The 16,421-nt window shown below is 63.7% G+C and carries 15 protein-coding genes; 5 read left to right on the top strand and 10 right to left on the bottom strand.

Going from position 1 to position 16,421, the window contains the following annotated elements:
* The first annotated feature begins 74 nt into the window (after nucleotides 1-74).
* The 3 genes from carB to C2I35_RS22575 all read left to right on the top strand — a co-directional run bounded on the left by carB (nucleotide 75) and on the right by C2I35_RS22575 (nucleotide 3,945).
* On the top strand, nucleotides 75-3,371 hold the full coding sequence (gene carB / locus C2I35_RS06280; RefSeq protein WP_103762171.1) for a carbamoyl-phosphate synthase large subunit: 3,297 nt from the start codon (nucleotides 75-77) through the stop codon (nucleotides 3,369-3,371).
* A 220-nt stretch (nucleotides 3,372-3,591) separates the two neighbouring features.
* Nucleotides 3,592-3,714: a hypothetical protein gene (locus tag C2I35_RS22580; RefSeq protein ID WP_274592583.1), complete on the top strand. Its 123-nt coding sequence runs from the start codon at nucleotides 3,592-3,594 to the stop codon at nucleotides 3,712-3,714.
* A 108-nt stretch (nucleotides 3,715-3,822) separates the two neighbouring features.
* Nucleotides 3,823-3,945 carry a hypothetical protein gene (locus tag C2I35_RS22575; protein ID WP_261391616.1) on the top strand — a complete coding sequence of 41 codons (123 nt, stop codon included), beginning with the start codon at nucleotides 3,823-3,825 and terminating at the stop codon, nucleotides 3,943-3,945.
* 72 nt (nucleotides 3,946-4,017) lie between these two features.
* Here C2I35_RS22575 and C2I35_RS06275 read toward each other — a convergent pair whose 3' ends face one another.
* The 6 genes from C2I35_RS06275 to C2I35_RS06250 all read right to left on the bottom strand — a co-directional run bounded on the left by C2I35_RS06275 (nucleotide 4,018) and on the right by C2I35_RS06250 (nucleotide 12,767).
* Nucleotides 4,018-5,718 carry an ABC transporter ATP-binding protein gene (locus tag C2I35_RS06275; RefSeq protein ID WP_103762170.1) on the bottom strand — a complete coding sequence of 567 codons (1,701 nt, stop codon included), beginning with the start codon at nucleotides 5,716-5,718 and terminating at the stop codon, nucleotides 4,018-4,020.
* A gap of 6 nt (nucleotides 5,719-5,724) precedes the next feature.
* Nucleotides 5,725-6,957 carry an ABC transporter permease gene (locus tag C2I35_RS06270; protein WP_103762169.1) on the bottom strand — a complete coding sequence of 411 codons (1,233 nt, stop codon included), beginning with the start codon at nucleotides 6,955-6,957 and terminating at the stop codon, nucleotides 5,725-5,727.
* Nucleotides 6,958-6,969: 12 nt separating this feature from the next.
* On the bottom strand, nucleotides 6,970-7,926 hold the full coding sequence (locus tag C2I35_RS06265) for an ABC transporter permease (RefSeq protein WP_103762168.1): 957 nt from the start codon (nucleotides 7,924-7,926) through the stop codon (nucleotides 6,970-6,972).
* A 194-nt stretch (nucleotides 7,927-8,120) separates the two neighbouring features.
* Complete coding sequence (locus C2I35_RS06260) at nucleotides 8,121-9,734, bottom strand: ABC transporter substrate-binding protein (protein ID WP_103762167.1); 1,614 nt, start codon at nucleotides 9,732-9,734, stop codon at nucleotides 8,121-8,123.
* Between the two features lie 301 nt (nucleotides 9,735-10,035).
* Nucleotides 10,036-11,379 carry a replication-associated recombination protein A gene (locus C2I35_RS06255; protein ID WP_103762166.1) on the bottom strand — a complete coding sequence of 448 codons (1,344 nt, stop codon included), beginning with the start codon at nucleotides 11,377-11,379 and terminating at the stop codon, nucleotides 10,036-10,038.
* Nucleotides 11,380-11,381: 2 nt separating this feature from the next.
* Entirely contained in the window at nucleotides 11,382-12,767 is a 1,386-nt protein-coding gene (locus C2I35_RS06250) for a trypsin-like peptidase domain-containing protein (protein ID WP_103762165.1), read from the bottom strand.
* 177 nt (nucleotides 12,768-12,944) lie between these two features.
* On the opposite strand from C2I35_RS06250, the gene C2I35_RS06245 reads away from it, so the two are divergent.
* Together C2I35_RS06245 and C2I35_RS06240 are read left to right on the top strand one after the other, a co-directional pair.
* A complete protein-coding gene (locus C2I35_RS06245; RefSeq protein ID WP_103762164.1) occupies nucleotides 12,945-13,190 on the top strand; it encodes a hypothetical protein in 246 nt (81 codons plus the stop codon).
* Nucleotides 13,183-13,638 carry a host attachment family protein gene (locus tag C2I35_RS06240; RefSeq protein WP_103762163.1) on the top strand — a complete coding sequence of 152 codons (456 nt, stop codon included), beginning with the start codon at nucleotides 13,183-13,185 and terminating at the stop codon, nucleotides 13,636-13,638. Before C2I35_RS06245 ends, C2I35_RS06240 begins: the two co-directional genes overlap by 8 nt.
* A 77-nt stretch (nucleotides 13,639-13,715) precedes the next feature.
* Here C2I35_RS06240 and rplQ read toward each other — a convergent pair whose 3' ends face one another.
* From rplQ to rpsM, 4 genes are all read right to left on the bottom strand, one after another.
* Nucleotides 13,716-14,138 carry a 50S ribosomal protein L17 gene (gene rplQ, locus C2I35_RS06235; protein WP_103762162.1) on the bottom strand — a complete coding sequence of 141 codons (423 nt, stop codon included), beginning with the start codon at nucleotides 14,136-14,138 and terminating at the stop codon, nucleotides 13,716-13,718.
* Nucleotides 14,139-14,306: 168 nt separating this feature from the next.
* A complete protein-coding gene (locus C2I35_RS06230) occupies nucleotides 14,307-15,323 on the bottom strand; it encodes a DNA-directed RNA polymerase subunit alpha (protein ID WP_057795023.1) in 1,017 nt (338 codons plus the stop codon).
* A gap of 117 nt (nucleotides 15,324-15,440) precedes the next feature.
* Complete coding sequence (rpsK, locus tag C2I35_RS06225; protein ID WP_007817184.1) at nucleotides 15,441-15,830, bottom strand: 30S ribosomal protein S11; 390 nt, start codon at nucleotides 15,828-15,830, stop codon at nucleotides 15,441-15,443.
* Between the two features lie 15 nt (nucleotides 15,831-15,845).
* Complete coding sequence (gene rpsM / locus C2I35_RS06220; protein WP_103762161.1) at nucleotides 15,846-16,214, bottom strand: 30S ribosomal protein S13; 369 nt, start codon at nucleotides 16,212-16,214, stop codon at nucleotides 15,846-15,848.
* Between the last annotated feature and the right edge of the window lie 207 nt (nucleotides 16,215-16,421).

The raw sequence follows: 16,421 nt of genomic DNA, 5'->3' as shown, positions 1-16,421 counted from the left end.
AAACACCGATGCCCCTTGCGCTGTCCCGCGTAATGAATATAAGGCCAACAATTTGCGCCGCACCGGGGGATCACATGCCGAAAAGAACCGATATCAAATCCATCATGATCATCGGTGCCGGCCCCATCATCATCGGGCAAGCCTGCGAGTTCGACTATTCCGGCGCACAGGCCTGCAAGGCCCTGCGCGAGGAAGGCTACCGGGTCATCCTCGTCAACTCCAACCCCGCCACGATCATGACCGATCCGGGGCTGGCCGACGCCACCTATATCGAACCCATCACCCCCGAAGTGGTCGCCCGCATCATCGAAAAGGAACGCCCCGACGCGCTCCTGCCCACGATGGGCGGCCAGACCGGGCTCAACACCGCGCTCGCCGTGGCCGACATGGGCGTGCTGGAAAAATTCGGCGTCGAGTTGATCGGCGCCAACCGCGAAGCCATCGAAATGGCCGAGGACCGCAAGCTCTTCCGCGAGGCGATGGACCGTCTGGGTATTGAAAACCCCAAGGCCACCATCGCCGAAACGATGGAAGAGTGCATGGCGGCCCTCGAACATGTGGGCCTTCCGGCGATCATCCGCCCCGCCTACACCCTTGGCGGCACCGGCGGCGGCGTGGCCTACAACCGCGCGGATTACGAGCATTACTGCAAATCCGGCCTCGACGCCTCTCCGGTCAGCCAGATCCTGATCGACGAGTCGCTGCTGGGCTGGAAGGAATACGAGATGGAGGTCGTCCGCGACCGCGCCGACAACGCCATCATCGTCTGCTCCATCGAAAACGTCGATCCGATGGGCGTGCACACGGGCGATTCCATCACCGTCGCGCCCGCGCTCACGCTGACCGACAAGGAATACCAGATCATGCGCAACGGCAGTATCGCCGTCCTGCGCGAGATCGGCGTGGAAACCGGCGGCTCCAACGTGCAATGGGCCATCAACCCCGAAGACGGCCGCATGGTCGTGATCGAGATGAACCCGCGCGTGTCCCGCTCCTCGGCGCTGGCCTCCAAGGCCACCGGTTTCCCCATCGCCAAGATCGCGGCCAAGCTCGCCGTCGGCTACACGCTGGATGAGCTGGACAACGACATCACCAAGGTCACGCCCGCGAGCTTCGAGCCGACCATCGACTATGTCGTGACAAAAATTCCGAAATTTGCCTTCGAGAAATTCCCCGGCTCGCAGCCCTACCTGACCACCGCGATGAAATCCGTGGGCGAGGCCATGGCCATCGGCCGCACGATCCACGAATCCCTGCAAAAGGCGCTGGCGTCGATGGAATCCGGCCTGACGGGTTTCGACGAGATCGAAATCGACGGAGCCCCGGAAAAAACCGCCGTCATCAAGGCGATCAGCCAGCAGACCCCGGACCGGATGCGCACCATCGCCCAGGCCATGCGCCACGGCCTGACCGATGACGAGATCTTCGCCGCCACCAAGTTCGACCCGTGGTTCCTCGCCCGCATCCGCGAAATCGTCGAGGCCGAGGACGCCGTGCGGCAGGACGGTCTGCCCACCGACGAAAAGGGCCTGCGCCGGCTCAAGATGATGGGCTTCACCGACGCCCGCCTCGCCAAGCTCACGGGCTTTACCGAGGCCGACGTGCGCCGCGCCCGCCACGCGCAAGGCGTCGTCGCCGTGTTCAAGCGCATCGACACCTGCGCCGCCGAGTTCGAGGCCCAGACGCCCTACATGTATTCCACCTACGAGGCCCCGATGATGGGCGAGGTGGAATGCGAAGCACGGCCCTCAGACCGCAAGAAGGTCGTCATCCTCGGCGGCGGTCCCAACCGCATCGGCCAGGGGATCGAGTTCGACTATTGCTGCTGTCACGCCTGTTTCGCACTGACCGACGCGGGCTACGAGACGATCATGGTCAACTGCAACCCCGAGACCGTCTCGACCGACTACGACACCTCCGACCGGCTCTATTTCGAACCGCTCACCTTCGAGCACGTCATGGAAATCCTGCGCGTCGAGCAGGACAACGGCACGCTGCACGGCGTCATCGTCCAGTTCGGCGGTCAGACGCCCCTGAAACTGGCCAACGACCTCGAGGCCGAGGGCATCCCGATCCTCGGCACCACGCCCGACGCCATCGACTTGGCCGAGGACCGAGAGCGGTTCCAGGCGCTTGTGAACCAGCTAAACCTCAAGCAGCCCAAGAACGGTATCGCCCATTCCGACGCCGAGGCGCTTGCCATCGCCGAGGAAATCGGCTTCCCGCTGGTCATCCGCCCTTCCTACGTGCTGGGCGGCCGCGCCATGGAAATCGTCCGCGACATGGGCCAGCTGGAACGCTACATCAACGAGGCCGTCATCGTCTCGGGCGACAGCCCCGTTCTGCTCGACGGCTACCTCTCGGGCGCCATCGAATGCGATGTCGACGCGCTGTCGGACGGTGAAAACGTCCATGTCGCCGGCATCCTGCAACATATCGAAGAGGCCGGCGTGCATTCCGGTGATAGCGCCTGCTGCCTTCCGCCCCACACCCTGCCCCGGCCCATCATCGACGAGATCGACGCCCAGACCCGCGCCCTCGCCAAGGCCCTCAACGTCGTTGGCCTGATGAACGTGCAATTCGCCGTCCAGGGCGACGATATCTACCTGATCGAGGTGAACCCCCGCGCCAGCCGCACCGTGCCCTTCGTCGCCAAGGCCACGGACTCGGCCATCGCCTCCATCGCCGCCCGCCTCATGGCTGGCGAGCCGCTCTCGGCCTTCCCCCATCGCGGGGCCTACCCGTCGGACACCAAGCCGGGCACCTTGCCCATGGCCGACCAGATGACGCTCGCCGACCCGGCGATGCCGTGGTTCTCCGTCAAGGAGGCGGTGATGCCCTTCGCCCGCTTCCCCGGCGTCGACACGATCCTCGGCCCCGAAATGCGCTCGACGGGCGAGGTCATGGGCTGGGACGTCAGTTTCCCCCGCGCCTTCCTCAAGGCCCAGATGGGCGCCGGCGTCGAATTCCCCGAAGGCGGCAAGGTCTTCTTCTCGATCAAGGACGATGACAAGACGCCCCAACTGGTGGAAACCGCGCAGATCCTTGTCGATCTGGGCTTCGCCATCGTCGCCACCCGCGGCACCGCCGCCTTCCTCGAAGGCCACGACATCGCCTGCGAGGTCGTCAACAAGGTCTACGAGGGCCGCCCCGACGTGGTCGACATGCTCAAGGATGGGCAGATCAGCCTTGTCATGAACACAACCGAGGGCATACAAGCCGTCGAAGACAGCCGCGAGATTCGCTCGGTTGCGCTTTACGACAAGATCCCCTACTACACGACTGCCGCCGCCGCTCATGCCGCCGCACTGGCCATGAAGGCCCGGCAGGAAGGTGACCTTGTGGTATTGCCGCTACAGGGCACCGCCTGAGTAAAACTTCCTCGCGCGGGACACCTCCGCGCAAGGATCTGAAAACATTAAAACTTTTCAGAACCTCCGCAGCCATGTCCTGCGGCCAGATCGGCTATGCAAAATTTTCATAGAATCCGAGACGAATAAGGATTGCGCCGTCATAATTTTTGACTAGGTGGATGGTACGGACGCACGAAAGCGTTCGCTATGAAACGACCGCCAGCCAAAGGAGGCCATCATGACCCGCGATGAATTGAACCGGGAACTTCGTATGCATAGTGCCACCTGGCAGTCGGTGGTTCTCGTGTACGGTATCCTCGTCGGTACGCTGATCCTGTCGGCCTCGGCCATCATCAGCTAACCCGACACCCCGGCGCCCGCGCCACACCAGAACATCTCGACCAATCCCTTCGGCGTTGAACGTAAGACTCGTTTAACGTCTTTGGCGTCTCTGAAAAGGATACCCGCCATGAACCGTGACCAACTGATCCGCGAATTGCAGGCGCACAGCGCAACGTGGCAAGCCGTTGTGATCGTCTATGCCCTGATCGTCGGCGCGATGATCCTGTCGGGCATGGCCATCACCGGCTAACCCCGCAAGCGAATGTTACAAAAGAAAACGGCGCCCCATCAGGGCGCCGTTTTTTGTTCCTGACACACAGTCTCAGACCTGCGTGCCCTCGACCTTGTCGTCGTCCGGGTCGATCTTGGCGGAGGCCGCGTCGCCGATATTGTCGACGCCGCGCTCTTCCAAGAGCGTCGTCAGCCAGTTCGGATCCATCTCCGGCACCGAGCTCAGCAACAGGTCGGTATAGGGGTGGTGCGGTGGCGTGAACATGTCGTCCTTCGGCCCCTGTTCCACCACCTGCCCGTTCTGCATCACCACCACCTCGTCGGCGATGGACCGCACCGTGGCAAGGTCGTGCGTAATGAACATGTAGGCCAGGTTCAGCTCGTTCTGCAGCCGGTCCAGCAGCCGCAAAATCCCTTCCGCCACCAGCTGGTCCAGCGCCGATGTCACCTCGTCGCAGACGATGAACGTCGGCTCTGCCGCCAGCGCCCGGGCGATCCCGATCCGCTGTTTCTGACCGCCCGACAATTCGGGCGGATACCGGTTGTAGTATTTCGACGGCTCCAGCTCGATCAGGTCCAGCAGCTCGTCCACCCGCGTCTTCAGCGCCGTGCCTTTCAGACCCGAATAGAACTGCGCCGGCCGCCCGATGATCTCCGAGATCTGCACCTTGGGGTTCAGCGCGGTATCGGCCATCTGGTAGATCATCTGGCACTGCCGCAGCTGGTCCTTCGAGCGGTCCTTGTAACTCGCCGGGAATGGCTCGCCCTTGAACAGCACCTCGCCTTTCGAGGGCGGCAACAGCCCGGTGATCACCCGCGCGGTCGTTGACTTGCCCGACCCGGATTCGCCCACTACGGCCACCGTCATCCCCTCGTAGATGTCGAACGACACGTCATCGAGGATCTTCGGCCCGTTCGAATAGGACGCATCCACGTTCTTGACCGAAATCAGCGGCGGCGTGCCATCCGTCGGGCGATGCTTCTGCGGGCTGGTGAAACTGCGCACGGCCCAGAGCGACTTGGTGTAATCCTCCTGCGGATTTTCCAGCATCTGGTCGGTCGGCGCTTCCTCGACCTCCTCGCCTTTCAGCAGCACCTTGATCGTGTCGGCCATCTGCGCCACCACGGCCAGATCGTGCGTGATGTAGATCGCCGCGGTGTTGAACTGGTCCACGATATCGCGGATCGCCGCCAGCACCTCGATCTGGGTGGTCACGTCCAGCGCCGTCGTCGGCTCGTCAAAGATGATCAGGTCAGGCCGGCACGACATGGCCATCGCCGTCATCGCCCGCTGCAACTGGCCCCCCGACACCTGATGCGGATACCGAAACCCGATCTCGCCCGGATTGGGCAGGCGCAATCGTTCATACAGCTCGATCGCGTCCTCCTGCGCCTCCAGCCGCTTCTTGATGCGGTACTGCACGGGGGCTTCGGTGTGCTGGTCGATCAGCTTGTGCGCCGGGTTGAAAGACGCCGCCGCCGACTGCGCCACATAAGCGATGCGCGACCCGCGCAGCGCCCGTTTCTCGGCCTCCGACGACGTGGTCAGCTCGATCCCGTCGAACTCGATCGACGAGCCCTCCACGATCCGCGTGCCGTCCCGGGCATAGCCCATCGCGGCCGCGCCGATGGTGGATTTGCCCGCGCCGGATTCCCCGATCAGGCCCATCACCTCGCCGCGGTGCAGGGTCAGGTCGACACCCTTGATGATGTCGACCCAGGTTTCGTCCGAGTAGCCCTGGATCTTCAGGTCCCGGATTTTCAGAAGGACATCTGTTTTTTTCAAGCCCATGTCGTTTTACTCCTTCAAGCCCGAGGACCGGTGCAGCATCCAGTCCACCACGAAATTGACCGCCACGGTCAAAAGCGCGATGGACGCGGCCGGAATAAGCGGCGTGATCTCACCGAATGAAATCAGCGTCGCGTTCTCCCGCACCACCGACCCCCAGTCCGCCGTAGGCGGCTGGATGCCAAGCCCAAGGAAACTGAGCCCCGCGATCAGCAGGAACACGAAGCAGAACTCCAGCCCGAACTCCGCCACCAGCGGCGCGGTCGAGTTGGGCAGGATCTCCCGCCGGATCAGGTACCAGTTCTTTTCACCGCGCAGCTTGGCGGCCTCGATATAGTCCATCACCACCACGTTGCCCGCGACCGCCCGCGTCAGGCGGAAGACCCGCGGCGAGTAGATGATCGCGACCACCAGGATCAGGATGATCTCGGAGGCGTCGAACAGCGACGTGCCCGCCAGCGCAAAGGCAAAGGCGACACCGGCGACAATCGCGGCGCCGACCACCCAGCTGAGCGCCGAATACGCCGCCGCCATGAGGAACAGCGCCCCCACGACCACGGCAAATCCGAACAGCAGCCAGAAGCTGGTCGAAGGCGCGGCCAGCGACCCGCCGAAGATCGACAGCATCAGCAGGGCAAAGATCAGCGACGGGATCGACATGATCACGTCCGCGATCCGGCCCATCGTGCCGTCAAAGAATCCACCTTTCGTGGCCGCCAACAGGCCCGCCATCGCGCCCAGGATGAACGCAAGCACCGTGCCGCACAGCGCCAGCGCCACGGTGTTCCGCGCGCCATAGATGATGCGGCTGAACATGTCCCGGCCCAGCTGGTCGGCGCCAAGCAGCATGTTGTTGTCCGGCGGCGCGAAGGCCTGGCTGATGATCTCGGCCTCGCCATGCGGCGCGATGGCCGGGGCGAAGATGCCCATGATCGCCACGACGAAGATCACGAACATCCCGAAGGCCGCGGTCAGCGGCGCGGTGCGCAACTCCTTGGCCATCTCGTCGCTCGCCAGCGCCGTCAGGAACTCGCGGAACGCATAGGACATCATGCCCGCCCCCAGCAGCAGTCCCGCGGCAATCGCCACGAAGCGCAGCGCCGGAATGCCCCCGATGATCGCAAGGATCAGCGACACCAGCGTCAGCGAGAACAGCAACAGGAAAGCCGAGCGTTGGTTGTAATAAGCCGCCCCGCATGACAGCAGAAGCAACAGGGCGAAGTAGAGGATTACAAATACCATGGTCCGCCCTCCTTATTTCGGGTGCCGCAGGCGCGGGTTGGTGAGGATCGCACCAACGTCGGCTGCAAGGTTGAGAAGAATGAAGGTCGCCGCGAAGATCAGGCAGCAGGCCTGCACTACCGGGAAGTCGCGTTTGGAAACCGCGTCCACCAGCGCCTGGCCGATGCCCGGATAGACGAACACCACTTCCACCAGCACCACGCCGGTGATCAGGTAGGCAAGGTTCAGCGCGACCACGTTGATGATCGGCGCCCAGGCGTTGGGCAGCGCGTGTTTCACGATCACCCTCCAGGGCGGTGCGCCCTTCAGGCGCGCCATCTCGATATAGGGGCTGGCCAGCAGGTTGATGATCGCCGCGCGGGTCATCCGCATCATGTGCGCCATGACCACCAGCACCAGCGTCAGCGCCGGCAGGAAGGTGCGCTCCAGCAGATCGAGGAAACTCATCCCCTCGCTCAGGCTCGCGATGGCCGGGAACATGCCCCACTTCACCGCGAAATACAGGATCAGGATGTAGCCCAGGAAGAATTCCGGCGACGAGATGAACGACAATGAGACCACGTTGGCCACCCGGTCGAAGATCGAGTTGCGCAACAGCGCCACGATCACCCCGAGGATGATCGACACCGGCACCGCGATCACGGCCGCGTAGGCCGCCAGGAACAGCGTGTTCATGAACCGCTCGCCGATGATCTCGGTCACTCGCGCGTCGGTCACGATAGAGCTGCCGAAATCCAGGGTGACGGCCTGGCCGAGCCACTCGAGATATCTGACGATCGCGGGCTGGTCGAGGCCCATTTCCCTGCGCAGCGCCGCAAGGTTCTCCGGCGTCGCCGACTGTCCCAGCACCGCCTGCGCGATGTCGCCGGGAAGAAGCTCGACCATGAAGAAAATAATCAACGAGATCACCAAAAGGATGATCAATCCGAGACCAAGACGCTTGCCGACAAGCGTTAAGATGTCTCCCATATGTCCCTCCTGCTGTTGGGCGTCCGCCTTGCCCGTCCATGGGCCGCATCCGCACAGCTTATTTTGTTATGACGGTGCGACGTGCCCCATGCGCTATTGCTGCGCTTTGTCGGCCGTCCCGTCGGCCCGGACGGGGCGGTGTCCCGCCCCCTCCAAAAGTTTGCCCCGGCACCTTGGTGCCGGGGCAAAACCTCTTATACGTCTGCGAACCACCAGCGGCTGCAGGCGCGCGCGCCGTCCATCTGCCAGCTGGGTGCAAGGTTCTCACCATGCTGCACGTTCTTGCGACGCGCGTAGACGAAGTTCGGGAAGAACGGGATGACGGTACCGCCATCGTCCTTCGCCAGGATCGCCATCTCGCGGTACATCTCGGCACGCAGTTCGTCATCCAGCTCGGCCTTGGCTTGCAGCAGCAGTTCGTTGAACCGCTCGTTCTGCCACCGGCTCTCGTTCCAGGCCGCGTCGTCCTTGTAAGCCAGCGAGTACATCACGTCCGGCGTCGGGCGTGCGCCCCACTGCACCGCGCACCACGGCTTTTTCAGCCACACGTCGGAATAGTAGCCGTCGTTCGGCTCGCGGTTGACGTTGATGGTGATGCCAGCGGCCTTGGCGTGCTCGGCGTAAAGAACACACATGTCCACCGCGCCCGAGAAGACCGAGTCGGCCACGCTCAGGTTCACCGTCAGGTCCTCGGCGCCGGCTTTCTTCAGCAGCGATTTCGCCTGGTCGGGATCATATTCACGCTGCTCGATGCCTTCCGGGAAGTACGGCATCGCCGGCGAATGGTGGAAATCGTTCGCCTTGGTGGCCGCGCCGAAGGTGATCTTCTCGATCAGCTCGTCCCGGTTCATCGACAGCTTCAGCGCGTTGCGCACGTCCACATTGTCGAACGGTGCCGTGTCGCACAGCATCGGCATGGTGATGGCCGCCGCCGACGGCACGTCGTCGATTTCGATGTTGGGGTCGCGCTGCAGCAGCGCCAGCGTCTTCAACTCCAGCTGCGTCACCGCGTCCACATCGCCCGTCACCAGCGCCGTCTGGCGCGCGTTCGGGTCGTTCAGGACGATCAGCTGCAGGTCGTCGAAATACGCGCCTTCCAAGTGCCAACCCTCGTGGCGGGTCAGGCTGTAGCGCACGCCGAACTCGGCCTCTTCCATCTTGTAGGGGCCACAGCCGTCACCCGACTGCCAGTTTGCCGTGCCGTCCTCGTTGGCCGGAACGATCGCCAGGTGATAGTCGGTCATCAGCCACGGCAGGTCGGCGTTGCCGGTGCCCAGCACGAAGGTCACCGAGTTGTCGCCGTTGTCCGTGATGTCCTGCACGTCCGACAACAGCGCTTTCGCGGCCGATGTCGTGTCGTCGCCCCGGTGGTGGTTCATCGACGCGATGACGTCCTTCGCGGTCACCTTGTTGCCGCTGTGGAACGTCGCGTTCTCGTTGATCTTGAAGGTCCATTCCTTCGCGTCCGGGCTCGCGCTCCATTCGCTGGCCACGTCCGGCCCGAGCGAGCCATCGGGCTCGATCAGCGTCAGGTAGGACCGGTAGGTATGCGCCACCTGGATCATCGAGAAGGTGACGTAGGTGCCGGGATCATGCGAATCCGACGTATTGCCGTCGTGCATCCCGAGGCGGAACGTACCGCCCTTTGCCGGCTGTGCCTTAGCGGCGCCGGTCCACAAGCCGGTCGCGGCCGTGGTCGTCAGTCCCGCCGCGGCGGCGTAGTGCATGAACGACCGGCGCGAGATCTTCCCTTCGCGGGCCGCGTCTGCCAGTCGATCCAGCAGAATTTGATCCTTGATATCAGTCATGACGTCTCCCTATGACTATTCTGTTCCCAGGCCATCTTTCGCGGCCCTTCGAAGCAGCTTTGCGTCGTTTCCCCTGAACGGGCGGCTCATTTACGACATGATGTTACCAAAACACGAAAAAAATGTCGCTTCCAGCCTTCATATGACGCATCACAATTTTTTTTCGCACGTTCAAAACACTAGCCAGCACTGTTGAACCGCTTGCAATCAAGGCGTTTTCACGCCCCGGCAAGGGACAATCACCGACTGTTCAAAAAACGACATATCCGCGTACCAGCAACAATCGCAGCGTGGGATTCGTCTAGTCTCGATCGCCATCCTTGCGTGCCCGCAGCCTTGCGAAATAGGCCACCCGCTTGCCCAGCTCCCGCTCGAACCCGCGCTCGACCGGCTTGTACAGCTCGGGCCGCTCCATCGTGTCGGGAAAGTAATTCTGCCCCGAAAACGCGTCCTCGGCATCGTGGTCATAGGCATAGCCTGACCCGTAGCCCTGCTCCTTCATCAACGAGGTGGGCGCATTCAGGATATGCTTGGGCGGCGGCTCGCTGCCGGTTTTCTTGGCGGCGCGCATCGCCGCCTTGTAGGCCACGTAGGCCGCGTTCGACTTCGGCGCCAGCGCCAGGTACGTCACCGCCTGCGCCAGTGCCAGTTCACCCTCGGGGCTACCCAGCCGCTCGTAGGTCTCCCACGATTGCAGGCAAACCGCCTGAGCCTGCGGATCGGCGAGGCCAATATCTTCCACCGCCATCCGCGTGATCCGCCGCGCCAGGTATCGCGGGTCCTCGCCCCCGTCCAGCATCCGCGCAAACCAGTAGAGGGCGGCATCCGGGTCCGACCCGCGCACCGATTTGTGCAGCGCCGAAATCAGGTTGTAATGCGCGTCGCCGGACTTGTCGTACTGCGCCGCCCGCTTCATCAGCCGCGCGGTCAGGGCATTGGTGTCCAGCTTGGTGTCGGTCTTCCACGCCGCCACCTGCTCGATCAGATTTAGCAGCGCGCGCCCGTCCCCGTCCGCCATCTCCAACAGCGACTCCCGCGCCGCGCCGTCCAGCGGCAGCGCCCGGTCCAGCTCCTTCTCGGCCCGCTGCGCCAGTCGCTCCAGTTCCGCCAGGGTCAGCCGCTCCAACACCAGCACCTGCGACCGGCTCAGAAGGGCCGCGTTCAGCTCGAAACTCGGGTTCTCCGTGGTGGCCCCCACCAGCAGGATCGTTCCATCCTCCATATGCGGCAGAAACCCGTCCTGCTGCGCCTTGTTGAAGCGGTGGATTTCGTCCACGAACAACAGTGTCCCCTGCCCGTTCGTCCGCCGGTGCTTTGCCGCGTCGAACACCTTGCGCAGCTCCGGCACGCCGGAAAAAATCGCACTGATCTGCACGAAATGCAGGTCCGTCTCATCCGCCAGCAGTCGCGCGATGGTGGTCTTGCCCACCCCCGGCGGCCCCCAGAACACCAGTGACGTCAGGCTGCCCGAGGCCAGCATCACGCCCAGCGGCCCATCCGGCCCGATCACCTTCTCCTGCCCGATCACCTCGGCCAGCGCCTTGGGCCGCAGCCTGTCGGCCAGCGGGCGCGGTGCGCTGTCATGCGCCTTGTCGGACCCAGCCTCCGGTTTGGCTTCGGGGCCGCTATCGAACAGATCCCCCATGGCTACAGCCTGAACCGCAGCGTGCTGCGCTGCGTGCCCCGCTGCACGTCCAGGCGCAGCCACCGTCCGCTCGCCTCAAGCAGCGGCTCGACCATGCCAGGGGCCTCGACATCCACGCCATTGATCCCGCGCAGGATGTCCCCCGGCCGCAGCCCGGCCCGCTGCCCCGCGCGCCCCGCCTCCAGCACCACGACCCCCTCCGCCATCAGTGGCAGGCCCAGTTCTGCGATGACGGCCGGGTTGATGTTGCCGACCGTCATTCCCGGGATGACGCTTTGCGCCCCGGTCTCCGTCACCTCCCGTGGCGGCTCTTCCGGTGCAGGCCCCAGCCGCAGGACCACATCCTCCGCAGCGCCGTCCCGCACGCGCGTCACCCGCGTCTCGCCGCCGATCCCGGCCACCGACATTCGGTAAATCATCTCCGGCGCCGCGTTCACCGCCTGCCCGTCCACTGCCGTGATCACATCGCCCGCCTGGAACCCGGCCGCGGCAAACGGGCTCGCGGGATGCAACTGCGAAATGATGATGCCGCCCGGCACATTCAGGCCCATCCCCTCGGCCATGTCCGCCGTCACCGGCTGGCCGCTGATCCCGGCCCAGGGCCGTTCGAACGCGGTGTTTCCCGCCTCTGCTTGCGCCACGAATTGCGCCACCAGCGCGGCAGGGATGGCAAAGCCGATCCCGTTCGACCCGCCCGACCGGCTCAGGATCCGCGTGTTGATCCCCACCAGCCGGCCACGAATATCCACCAGCGCCCCACCCGAATTGCCGGGGTTGATCGGCGCGTCGGTCTGGATGAAATACCCCCGCGCATTGCCGGTGGCCGCGCCTGATCGCGCCAGCCCCGACACGATCCCGCTGGTCACCGTCTGGCCCACGCCAAAGGGGTTGCCGATCGCCAGCACCAGCTCACCCACCTCGACCGTGTCACTGTCGCGCAACTCCAGCGCCGGCATGTCCGCCGTGCCCTCCAGCTTCAGGATCGCCAGGTCGCTTTCCTCGTCCGAGAGCAGCACCCGCGCCTCGAATTCCCGCCGGTCGTTCAGCACCACGCGAATGTCCGTCGCCATCCCCACCACGTGGTAATTCGACACCACGATCCCGTCCGCGCTCAGGATCACCCCCGACCCCAGCGAGTTTTCCACCCGCTGCCTTGGCCCGCCGAAATCGCGAAAGAATTCCTCGAAGAACGGATCGCCCCGGAACGGGCTCGAGCGCGTGTTCACCACCCGCCGCGCATAGATGTTCACCACCGCCGGCGCGGCCGCCTTGACCACGGGCACAAAGCCCATGCTGATCTCGCCCTGGCTCTCGGGCACGCGCATCTCCGCCCCCGCCGGCACCGCCAGCGTCACGGACAGAACAAGGGCATATATCCATCTCACCATGTCCCGTGATATGCGCCCCCAGCGCCTTTGATGCAAGCACCCACGCCCCGCCCTTCATCGTTCCCGAAATACTCCGGGGTGCGCGAGGGGCTGGCCCCTCGCTCCCGCCCCCGACACCCGCACCGCCCGATGGAACCCCCCGCCCCACAAGGCGTTTTCCTGACAGGAGGTACCACCATGGCAGAGAGATACAGATCCAAGGACGGCAAAAGCGAAACCGAAGAGTTCGTCGAAGACGTCCCCACCCCCGACCAGCAAGGCCGCGCCGACGGCAATCTGGAACGCAAGGTCGGCACGCGCGACTCGCTCAAACGCGCGACCAATGACGACGCCGGCGCAACCCGCGTCACCAAGGAAGACGAAAAGGGCGAAGGCAATCTGGGCGGCCATCACGGCACCGGCAAGGAGAAACGCGATGACTGAACTCAAACAAGGGACCTGGGTCGTTGTGACCGACAGCGAAAAGGCGCTTTTCCTGCGCAACCTCACCGATCACCAGGATCCCAACCTCGAGGTCATGGATACCGAGGAGCAGGAAAACCCCTCGGATATCGAGCAATCGGCCAACCGCCCCGGCCGGATGCAGGACACCGGGGTCGGGCAGTTGTCCGCGATGGACGACACCGACTGGCACGAACTGCAAAAGGAACGCTTCGCCGCCGACCTGTCCGATCTGCTCTACCAGGCCGCGCACAAGGGTGAATACGACCGCCTGATCCTCGTCGCCGCGCCCAAGGTGCTGGGCCACCTGCGCGACGACATGCACAAGGAGGTCACGGCGAAAGTGGTCAGCGAGATCCCCAAGAACCTCGCGGGGCATCCCGTCGACGAGATCGAAAAGCTGGTCAAGAAAGAGCTCGAAGGCGCCTGATCGCCCGCGCCCCGGAACGAAAAACGCCGCCGGATATTTCCGGCGGCGTTTCTGTTTCCAGACGAGATGAACGGGGCTTACGCCTCGCCGCCCATGTCCTCGGTGGCGACGCGGGCCTTGTCGGCGGCCCCCTTGGCGTCGCGGTCGCGCTCGACGAATTCGATGATAGCCATCGGCGCCATGTCACCGTAACGGAAACCCGCCTTCAAAACGCGGACGTACCCGCCCTGGCGCTCCTTGTAGCGCGGGCCCAGCACGTCGAACAGCTTGGCGACATGCATGTCCTGCTTCAGTTGGGCGGCGGCCTGGCGGCGGGCGTGGACGTCCCCGCGCTTGCCCAGCGTGACCAGCTTCTCGACGACCCGCTTCAGCTCCTTGGCTTTCGGCAGGGTGGTCTTGATCTGTTCGTGTTCAATCAGCGAGCCGGCCATGTTCGCCCACAGCGCCTTGCGGTGCTCGTGGGTGCGGTTCAGGCGGCGATAGCCTCGTGCGTGACGCATGTTTCTTACTCCGTTTGTTGCCCTCTACGGGCGGTTTTGCTTTGTCCGGCCGGCGATGCGTGTCACCGACTCTCCTTGGGGTAAGCGTCGCTTGGAAAGTGGCGCGTCACCCGAAAGTTGTCCGCCCTAGGGCGGGCAACCCGTAGGGTGGGGTTTCACCCCACCTTCTTAAAACTGGTCCTCGAACTTCTTCGCCAGATCCTCGATGTTGTCCGGCGGCCAGTCCTCGACATCCATGCCAAGGTGCAGGCCCATGCCCGACAGCACTTCCTTGATCTCGTTCAGTGACTTGCGGCCAAAGTTCGGCGTGCGCAGCATCTCAGCTTCGGTCTTCTGGATGAGGTCGCCGATATAGACGATGTTGTCGTTCTTCAGGCAGTTGGCCGACCGCACCGACAGTTCCAGCTCGTCCACTTTCTTCAACAGCAGCGGGTTGAACTCCAGGCCGTCGTCGTCGTCCTGGCGCTGCGCCGATTCCGGCTCTTCGAAGTTCACGAAGATCGACAGCTGATCCTGCAGGATACGCGCGGCAAAGGCCACGGCGTCTTCCGGCGTCAGCGAGCCATCGGTCGTCAGCTTCATCGTCAGCTTGTCATAGTCCAGGACCTGGCCTTCGCGCGTAGGCTGCACGTCATAGCTGACCTTCACCACCGGCGAATAGATCGCGTCGATGGCAATCAGGCCAATCGGCGCGTCTTCCGGCTTGTTCTTGTCGGCGGCGACATAGCCCTTGCCCTGGTTCACCGTCAGTTCCATGAACAGGTCCGCGCCCTCGTCGAGGTGGCAGATCACGTGTTCCTTGTTCAGGATCTCGATGCCCGCGCTGTCGGCGATGTCACCCGCGGTCACAACGCCCGGCCCCTTGGCCGAGATCGACAGGCGCTTGGGCCCTTCGACTTCCATGCGGATTGCGACACCCTTGAGGTTCAGCACCACATCTGTCACGTCTTCACGGACACCGGCAATGCTGGAAAACTCGTGCAGCACGTTGTCGATCTGCACGCTGGTAATCGCCGCACCCTGAAGGCTCGACAGCAGCACGCGGCGCAGCGCGTTGCCCATCGTCAGGCCAAAGCCACGTTCCAGCGGTTCGGCCACGACGGTCGCCTGGCGCAGCGGGTCGTTGCCCGGCTTCACCTCAAGCTGCGTCGGCTTGATCAATTCTGCCCAGTTCTTATGGATCATGCGGTCCCTCCATCCTTGTCCCCGGCCCCATGTCCATAGGCCTCCGAGACGCTCGAGGTTTCAAAATAACGGAATGGGGCCGTGAAAATTCACGCGGCCCCACCCAGAAAATCGGTCTTAGACCCGGCGACGCTTCGGCGGGCGGCAACCATTGTGGGCAATCGGCGTCACGTCGCGGATCGACGTGATGTTGAAGCCGACGGCAGCCAGGGCGCGCAGCGCGCTTTCGCGACCCGACCCGGGCCCCTGCACTTCGACTTCCAGCGTCTTCATGCCATGTTCCTGCGCCTTGCGGCCGGCATCTTCGGCGGCCATCTGGGCGGCATAGGGCGTCGACTTGCGCGACCCCTTGAAGCCCATCGTGCCGGCCGAGGACCACGCGATCGCGTTGCCCTGCACGTCCGAGATCAGGATCTTGGTGTTGTTGAACGAGCTGTTCACATGCGCCACGCCCGTGGCAATGTTCTTGGAGACCTTCTTCTTGGTCCGGCGGGTATCTCGTGCCATTCTGTCAGCCCTCCCTTACTTCTTCTTGCCGGCAATGGCCTTCGCGGGGCCTTTGCGCGTGCGTGCGTTGGTATGGGTGCGCTGGCCGCGAACCGGCAGGTTCCGACGGTGGCGCAGGCCGCGATAGCAACCAAGGTCCATCAGGCGCTTGACGTTCATCTGCACTTCGCGGCGCAGGTCGCCTTCGACCATGTAGTTGGCGTCGATATGCTCGCGCATGGCGACCACTTCGGTGTCGCTCAGCTCGTTGACCCGGCGGGTCAGGTCGATATTGACGGCCTCGCAGATGGCCTTGGCCGAGGATTGGCCGATTCCGGTGATGTAGGTCAGGGCGATCGGGACCCGTTTGTGGGTCGGGATGTTAACGCCGGCGATACGTGCCACGTGTCATGTCCTTTCGTTGCGGGTCCGTAGCTCCAGACCCTTTTTTCACAACGTAGGCCCGAGGCGATTGCTCCGGGCCGCAGCTGAATTCAGGTGATCGATTCTCGGGCGGGCGCGACCCGCGCCGGAATCATGTTCTCGTCAGAGATGGTGTCGTCTAGAAGCAAACGCCCGAGGCGTCAACCCTCTGTCAAGAGAATTGTGCAT

The organism is Roseovarius confluentis (assembly GCF_002917925.1).
Classification (GTDB): Bacteria; Pseudomonadota; Alphaproteobacteria; order Rhodobacterales; family Rhodobacteraceae; genus Roseovarius; species Roseovarius confluentis.
Note: the sequence above shows the minus strand (reverse complement) of the source record. Positions and strands in the feature narration are given on the sequence as shown.

Bases quoted from the DNA above. Each gene is read 5' to 3' on its own strand.
- carB (WP_103762171.1), top strand. From the start codon at position 75: ATGCCGAAAAGAACCGATATCAAATCCATCATGATCATCGGTGCCGGC.
- C2I35_RS22580 (WP_274592583.1), top strand. From the start codon at position 3,592: ATGACCCGCGATGAATTGAACCGGGAACTTCGTATGCATAGTGCCACC.
- C2I35_RS22575 (WP_261391616.1), top strand. From the start codon at position 3,823: ATGAACCGTGACCAACTGATCCGCGAATTGCAGGCGCACAGCGCAACG.
- C2I35_RS06275 (WP_103762170.1), bottom strand. From the start codon at position 5,718: ATGGGCTTGAAAAAAACAGATGTCCTTCTGAAAATCCGGGACCTGAAG.
- C2I35_RS06270 (WP_103762169.1), bottom strand. From the start codon at position 6,957: ATGGTATTTGTAATCCTCTACTTCGCCCTGTTGCTTCTGCTGTCATGC.
- C2I35_RS06265 (WP_103762168.1), bottom strand. From the start codon at position 7,926: ATGGGAGACATCTTAACGCTTGTCGGCAAGCGTCTTGGTCTCGGATTG.
- C2I35_RS06260 (WP_103762167.1), bottom strand. From the start codon at position 9,734: ATGACTGATATCAAGGATCAAATTCTGCTGGATCGACTGGCAGACGCG.
- C2I35_RS06255 (WP_103762166.1), bottom strand. From the start codon at position 11,379: ATGGGGGATCTGTTCGATAGCGGCCCCGAAGCCAAACCGGAGGCTGGG.
- C2I35_RS06250 (WP_103762165.1), bottom strand. From the start codon at position 12,767: ATGGTGAGATGGATATATGCCCTTGTTCTGTCCGTGACGCTGGCGGTG.
- C2I35_RS06245 (WP_103762164.1), top strand. From the start codon at position 12,945: ATGGCAGAGAGATACAGATCCAAGGACGGCAAAAGCGAAACCGAAGAG.
- C2I35_RS06240 (WP_103762163.1), top strand. From the start codon at position 13,183: ATGACTGAACTCAAACAAGGGACCTGGGTCGTTGTGACCGACAGCGAA.
- rplQ (WP_103762162.1), bottom strand. From the start codon at position 14,138: ATGCGTCACGCACGAGGCTATCGCCGCCTGAACCGCACCCACGAGCAC.
- C2I35_RS06230 (WP_057795023.1), bottom strand. From the start codon at position 15,323: ATGATCCATAAGAACTGGGCAGAATTGATCAAGCCGACGCAGCTTGAG.
- rpsK (WP_007817184.1), bottom strand. From the start codon at position 15,830: ATGGCACGAGATACCCGCCGGACCAAGAAGAAGGTCTCCAAGAACATT.